The sequence below is a fragment of the Amycolatopsis anabasis genome, assembly GCF_009765355.1.
Classification (GTDB): Bacteria; Actinomycetota; Actinomycetes; order Mycobacteriales; family Pseudonocardiaceae; genus Amycolatopsis; species Amycolatopsis anabasis.
Map to the genome: position 1 here is coordinate 22,621 of NZ_VTHK01000091.1, position 6,027 is coordinate 28,647.

Sequence of the window (6,027 nt, forward strand, 5' to 3'; positions counted from 1 at the left end):
AGTCCCCCGTTCCGGACGTGCGAGTTCCCCGTTTCGGGAGTGTGAGTTCCCCGTTCCGGTAGGCAGAGTTCGCGTGCGTCCTTCGCGCTACCGGGACGGGGTGAGGTGGCGGAGGATGTGGCGGGCCGGGAGGACGAGAGCGCCCAGGCTCGCGACGTGATCGGTCGGGCCGGTCAGCGAGCGGTGTACCTCGTCCACCCGGCTCCGGCAGCGCTCGAGGTGCTCGGAAAGCCGTTCCGGGGCGCATTCCGGATCGACGCGCAGCCGGATGGTTTCGGCGATTTCGTCCAGCAGCACGGCGAAGTCGGCGCGCGGGGCGGACGGATCGAGCAGGGGCTCGTCACCCTGTTCGGTCATCGTCCGGATCGCCGCCACCAGGTGGTCGATGTGCCGCCACGATTCGCGCAGTGCCACCAGCGGGGGCTCGAACCAATCCTCGTGCGCGCGCAGCCGGAACGCGCGCTTGCGGACGTTCAGCCGCTTGCCTTCCCGCGCGCGACCGCTCGCCTCCTCCGCCCGGCGCACCAGGCTTTCCGCGTCCCGGGCCATGCGCTGCCAGTCGCCCGCGTCCTCGCCGCGCACCGCTTCGGCCAGGGCGGCCACCACGTCGGCGAGTTGCCGGCCCAGCCGCTGGGTGGCCTCGCGGGCCCGCTCGCCGTACAGCGGCGGCAGGATCAGCGCGTTCACCGCCGTGCCGATGGCGGCGCCGAGCGCGATTTCCAGCAGCCGATCGGCCAGCAGGACCCCCTGCGTGGCGGTGCCGTACGAGACCAGCAACATCCCGGTAATGCCGATCCACTGGCCGGCTTCGCCGAAGATCGACCAGTTGCCGATCAGCAGCCCGACCAGCACGGTCACGCCGATCCCCACGGTGATCGACGGAATCCACTGCCCCGCCGCGGCGGCCAGCAGCACGCCGACGGCGACCGCGCCGACCTGTTGCGCCCAGGACCGCAGGGACCGGTAGACGGTCGCCTCGATCAGGAAAACCGCCGCGTAGGGTGCGAGAAAGGGCTGGGTGAGGCCGAGGAATTCGGCGGTTACGAGCCAGGCGCCGACCGCGGCGACGGCGGCCTTGACCGCCTGCGCCAGGGTGCGCCGTTCCGTTCCGGGGACGCGGAACGCCCGGCCCAGCCAGCCGAGGGGTCCCCAGGTCACCGGCGCGCGGTACGCCCGCCCAGCAGCACGCCGAGCCCGATCATCACCGCGGCGAGGCCGAGGTGCAGCCAGTTGTCGGCGGCGTTGACCGGCACGAAGTTCGCGGGACTGCTCTCGCCGACCAGCAGTCCGTAGAGGAACAGCACGAGGTAGATCAGCCCGCCGCCGAGCAGGAAACCGCGCGCGGTGCGCGAGGTCCGGCTGAGCGCCAGGCCCGCGATCCCGAACGCCAGGTGCACGAGGTTGTGCAGCACCGAAACGGCGAACACCCCGAACAGCATCGCCGCCGAATGACCGGCGAAGTCCATGGCCGCGTAATCCGTGGTCACCCCGGGGACGAACCCCAGCACGCCGACGCCGAGGAACAGGGCCCCGACGGCCACCGCGGCGCCCTGCACGGGCGCGCGGAACCGGGTGTAGGACGGAACGTCCTGCGGGGGCAATGGTGCGTCCTGGGGACGAGACATGGCGATTCCTTCCTGCCGCGGTCATCCGCTGATTACCCGGACCGCCCGCCGGTACACCTGCGTTTCGGCTCCGCACCGCCGGGAACCCTCGGGCACGAGTGCACACCGGGAGGACCGATGAACGCCGATGCCCTGCCCCGCCCGCGGTCGCTGTGGGTGGACACCGCGCCCGCACCGGACCGGGGCGGGCGCCCCCTGCCCGACGAGGCCGAGGTCGTGGTGCTCGGCGCCGGGATCGCCGGGCTGACCACCGCGTACCTGCTGGCCCGCGCGGGCAGAACGGTCGCCGTGCTGGAGGCCCGGGAGGTCGGGGCGGGTGTTTCCGGGCACACCACGGCGAAACTCACCACCCAGCACGCGGTGAAGTACGAACCGCTGGAGCGCCACCGGGGAGCCGAGGCGGCGGCGCGGTACGCCGCGAGCCAGGCCGCCGCGCTGGAATGGATCGCGGACACCGCCACCGAACTGGGCATCGACTGCGGATTCGCCCGCCGCGATTCCTTCGTCTACACCACCGAACCCGGCCGGACCGACCTGCTCCGGCGAGAAGCGGAAGCAGCTCAGCGCGCGGGACTGCCCGCGTCCTATGTGGACGATGTCGACCTGGACGTTCCGGCCGCGGGAGCGGTGCGCTTCGCCAAGCAGGCCCAGTTCCACCCCCGGCGCTGGCTGCTCGGCCTCGCCGACGCGATCGAGCGGCACGGCGGCCAGGTGCTCGAGGGAATACGCGCGCTCGGCGTCGAGGAGCAGCCCGCGCCGACCGTGCACACCAACCGGGGCGCGCTGCGGGCGCGCGACATCGTGGTCGCCACGCACTATCCGATCCTGGACCGCGGGCTGTATTTCGCCCGGCTCGACCCGGTCCGCGATCTGGTGGTGGCCGGTCCGGTGCCCGGCGACCGGACCCCCGCGGCGATGTACCTGGACGAGCGGACCCACCGATCGGTGCGCGCGTTCGCGGCGAACGCCGAATCCCTGGCGATCGTCGGCGGCGCGCACTACCGGACCGGCGCGCGGGTGGACGTGGCCGCGCGCTACGCCGAACTCGCGGACTGGGCCACCGCGCGGATCGGGCTGCGCCGGATCACCCACCGCTGGTCCGCGCACGATATGTCCACTCCGGACTCGGTGCCCTTCGTCGGCCGGTACCACCCGTTCGCGCGGCACCTCTGGGTCGCCACCGGATTCGGCCAGTGGGGCATGACCGGCGGGACGGCCGCCGGGCTGCTGCTGCGCGATCTGCTGCTGGACAAGGAAAACCCGGCCACCGGACTGTACGATCCGAACCGGTTCGACCTGCGCTCGGCACCGGCCGTGGTCAAGGACAACGCCACCGTCGCGAACTACTTCGCGGGCGACCACCTGCGCGCGCTGGGGAAGTCCGATGTGGACGATCTCGCACCGGGCACTGCGCGGGTCGCCCGGACCGGCGCGACCGTGGTCGCCGCCTACCGGTCGCCCGAGGGGGAACTGCACACCGTGGGCGCGCACTGCACGCATCTCGGCTGCCTGGTGGCCTTCAACAACGCCGAGCGGACCTGGGACTGCCCGTGCCACGGCTCCCGGTTCGAGGTGGACGGCACGGTGATCCAGGGACCCGCCACCCGGCCACTGCGCAAGCTCGAATCCTGAACACGCATGAAGATCGGGGGATTCGGGTAGCCAGTCGGCAATCACTCGATGTGGAGGTGGGAATGGCCGACGACACCCTGATCCGGCCGGGGCTCGCCACCCGGCTGCCGCGGCCGCGCGGGCCGCTGTCGGACGCCGTGGTGACCGCGCTGCGCGGCGACCCGGAGCACGCGCGCTACCCCGAGGTCCGCGATCCCGATCCCTACGGCGAGGATCTGCAGCTCGCCCTGCACACCTGCTACGAGCTGCACTACCGGGGCTTCGCCGAGACCGGCGCGGGCTGGGAATGGGATCCGGAGCTGCTGCGCTTCCGCGGCGAGCTGGAACGGGTGTTCCTGGCCGCGCTGCGGGCGGACGTGCCCGGCGGGGACGATGTCGCGGGCACGCTCGAGGACCTGCTGGTCGAACCGGTGGACGGCGCCGGGGTCAGCCACTTCCTCTGCGACGAGGGCGAGTGGTGGCACCTGCGCGAATACCTGGCCCACCGCTCGATCTACCACCACAAGGAAGCCGATCCGCACGCGTGGGTGATCCCGCGCCTGCACGGCAAGGCCAAGGCCGCGCTGGTCGCCGTGGAATTCGACGAGTTCGGCGGCGGGCGCGGCGAGTGCATGCACTCCAGGCTCTACGCCGATCTGCTGGCCGCGGTCGGGCTCGACCCGGGCTACCTGCACTACCTCGAGCAGGCGCCCGCGTGCACCTTGGCCGTGGTGAACCTGATGTCGTTGTTCGGGTTGCACCGCGCGCTGCGCGGCGCGCTCGTCGGGCACTTCGCGGCCGCCGAGATCAGCACCCCGCCCAGCGCGCAGCGCCTGGACAAGGCGATGAACCGGCTCGGCGCCACGCCGGAATCCCGGATCTTCTTCCTCGAGCACATCGAAGCCGACGCGGTGCACGAGCAGATCCTGCGCACCGACGTCGTCGGCGGCCTGCTCGCCGACGAACCGGAACTGGCCGGGGACGTGGTCCTCGGCATCCAGGCCACCGAGCTGATCGAAGCGCACTTCGCCGAACACGTGCTGGGCGCGTGGCGACGGGACGTGACCTCGCTGCGCGCCCAGCCGCCAGCCCCCTAACCGCGCGTCCGGCGGCGGTGGCTGGTGTCGCAGAACGGGTAGCGGCGGCTGCGGCGGCAGGCGCACACCGCGACGACGAACCGATCCGACGTCACCGTCCGGCCGTCGGGCAGTTCGAGTTCCACCGGTCCTTCGACGAGGACCGGCCCGCCTGGCACCACGCGCACGCGGCGACGTTCGCGGCCGGGGTCATCGGGGGCGTTCGGTGCGGTCGGCACGGATCACCACCAGCTCCTCGTGGTCCTGGCCCGGTTCGATCAGGCCGCTTTCCAGCAGATATCCGGTACGGCCGCGCAGCACCGGTCCGAACGGGACGGTCGCCCGGGCGACGACCGAGGCCTTGAGCCCCGAACGCCGCAGACGGGCCAGCGAATGCTCGGCGCCGCAGAGATCCGAATGCACCAGCAGCAGCATGCCCCGGGCGGTGAGCAGCGAAGGCGCGTTGGCGCACAGGGGATCCAGATGCGCGCGGCCGTCCGGTCCCGCGTCCCACGCCCGGTCCGGCGTGCGGGCGGTGGCACCCCCGGGCCGGCACGGCACGTACGGCGGATTCGCGAGGACGACGTCGAACCGCCCGCGCGCCCGCCGGAAGTCCAGCAGATCGGCCCGCTTCGCCCGCACCGGCAGCCGCCGCACCCGGGCGTTGAGGTTCGCGCAGAGGACGGCCCGGCGGCTCCGGTCCACCGCGACCACCTCGCGCGCCCCCTGCGCGGCGGCCGCGACCGCCAGCGCCCCCGATCCGGTGCCCAGATCGAGCACCCGCGCGCCCGCCGGCATCCCGGCTTCGCGCATCGCCCTGGTCAACAGCCAGGTGTCCGCCTGCGGGCGGTAGACGCCCGGCATTCTCATCAGCCACACCCGGCGCGGGTACCACTCCGGCTCCGGTTCAAACGCGACGATTGCGCTGCCGTTCGCCGGGGTATGCCCGGGGACATGACTGCCGATACGACCACCGAACTGCACGCGCTCGCCCTGGTGTGCAGCCTCAAACCCTCGCCGGAACCCTCCAGCAGCGAACTGATGGCCCGGCAGGTGCTCGACGCGCTGGGCGAGTACGACGTCCGCGGCGAAACCGTCCGGGTCGTCGACCACGACGTGAAACCCGGTGTCCGGACGAACATGGGCGAAGGCGACGAATGGCCGTGGCTGCGCGCCAAGGTGCTCGACGCCGACATCCTGGTGTTCGCCACGCCGACCTGGGTCGGTCACCTGTCCAGCGTGGCGCAGCGCGTGCTGGAACGGCTGGACGCCGAACTGTCCGAAACGGACGATCAGGGTCGCCCGTCGATGTACGGCAAGATCGCCGTGCTCGCGGTGGTCGGCAACGAGGACGGCGCGCACAAGATCATCGCGGACAGTTTCCAGGCGCTCAACGACATCGGGTTCACCATCCCGGCGAACGGGGGCACCTACTGGAACTACGAGGCGATGAACCCCAAGGACTACCTGGATCTGGAGAAGACCCCGGACGCGGTCGAGGGCACCACCCGGAAACTGGCGATCAACGCCGTCCACGCCGCCCGCCTGCTGAAGACCCGGCAGTACCCGCCCCCCGGCTAGTCATCGCTGTCGTGAGTGTTTGGGCCGGTTAGAGCGGACTCTCATTTGGCCACCTACTGGTGACCTGGCGTTTCGGTTCGACGAGCCGCACTTGGCCGACAAAGTGCGACACCGCGCGGGTGGTGGTGCTCGGA

Annotated in this window: 7 protein-coding genes; 3 read left to right on the plus strand and 4 right to left on the minus strand. The window is 71.9% G+C overall.

Annotated features, from left to right (window positions below):
* Positions 1 to 87: 87 nt before the first annotated feature.
* A complete protein-coding gene (locus FXO23_RS47890) occupies positions 88 to 1,158 on the minus strand; it encodes an FUSC family protein (RefSeq protein ID WP_158895411.1) in 1,071 nt (356 codons plus the stop codon).
* On the minus strand, positions 1,155 to 1,625 hold the full coding sequence (locus FXO23_RS47895; RefSeq protein ID WP_158895413.1) for a DUF4383 domain-containing protein: 471 nt from the start codon (positions 1,623 to 1,625) through the stop codon (positions 1,155 to 1,157). Before FXO23_RS47895 ends, FXO23_RS47890 begins: the two co-directional genes overlap by 4 nt.
* Before the next feature lie 117 nt (positions 1,626 to 1,742).
* Here FXO23_RS47895 and FXO23_RS47900 point away from each other — a divergent pair, with 117 nt between their 5' ends.
* Together FXO23_RS47900 and FXO23_RS47905 are read left to right on the plus strand one after the other, a co-directional pair.
* A complete protein-coding gene (locus tag FXO23_RS47900) occupies positions 1,743 to 3,257 on the plus strand; it encodes an FAD-dependent oxidoreductase (RefSeq protein ID WP_158895415.1) in 1,515 nt (504 codons plus the stop codon).
* 62 nt (positions 3,258 to 3,319) lie between these two features.
* Positions 3,320 to 4,333 (plus strand): iron-containing redox enzyme family protein, encoded by a 1,014-nt coding sequence (locus tag FXO23_RS47905; protein ID WP_158895417.1) that lies wholly within the window; start codon positions 3,320 to 3,322, stop codon positions 4,331 to 4,333.
* Here the strand turns inward: FXO23_RS47905 and FXO23_RS47910 are convergent.
* Together FXO23_RS47910 and FXO23_RS47915 are read right to left on the minus strand one after the other, a co-directional pair.
* Entirely contained in the window at positions 4,330 to 4,551 is a 222-nt protein-coding gene (locus tag FXO23_RS47910; protein WP_158895419.1) for a CDGSH iron-sulfur domain-containing protein, read from the minus strand. The genes FXO23_RS47905 and FXO23_RS47910 overlap by 4 nt on opposite strands.
* The gene (locus FXO23_RS47915) at positions 4,523 to 5,182 is read right to left on the minus strand and encodes a HemK2/MTQ2 family protein methyltransferase (RefSeq protein WP_425484983.1); all 660 of its coding nucleotides are present in this window, start codon (positions 5,180 to 5,182) and stop codon (positions 4,523 to 4,525) included. The genes FXO23_RS47910 and FXO23_RS47915 overlap by 29 nt, the downstream gene beginning before the upstream one ends.
* Before the next feature lie 84 nt (positions 5,183 to 5,266).
* On the opposite strand from FXO23_RS47915, the gene FXO23_RS47920 reads away from it, so the two are divergent.
* Positions 5,267 to 5,893 (plus strand): flavodoxin family protein, encoded by a 627-nt coding sequence (locus tag FXO23_RS47920; RefSeq protein WP_158895421.1) that lies wholly within the window; start codon positions 5,267 to 5,269, stop codon positions 5,891 to 5,893.
* The last annotated feature ends 134 nt before the right edge of the window (positions 5,894 to 6,027 follow it).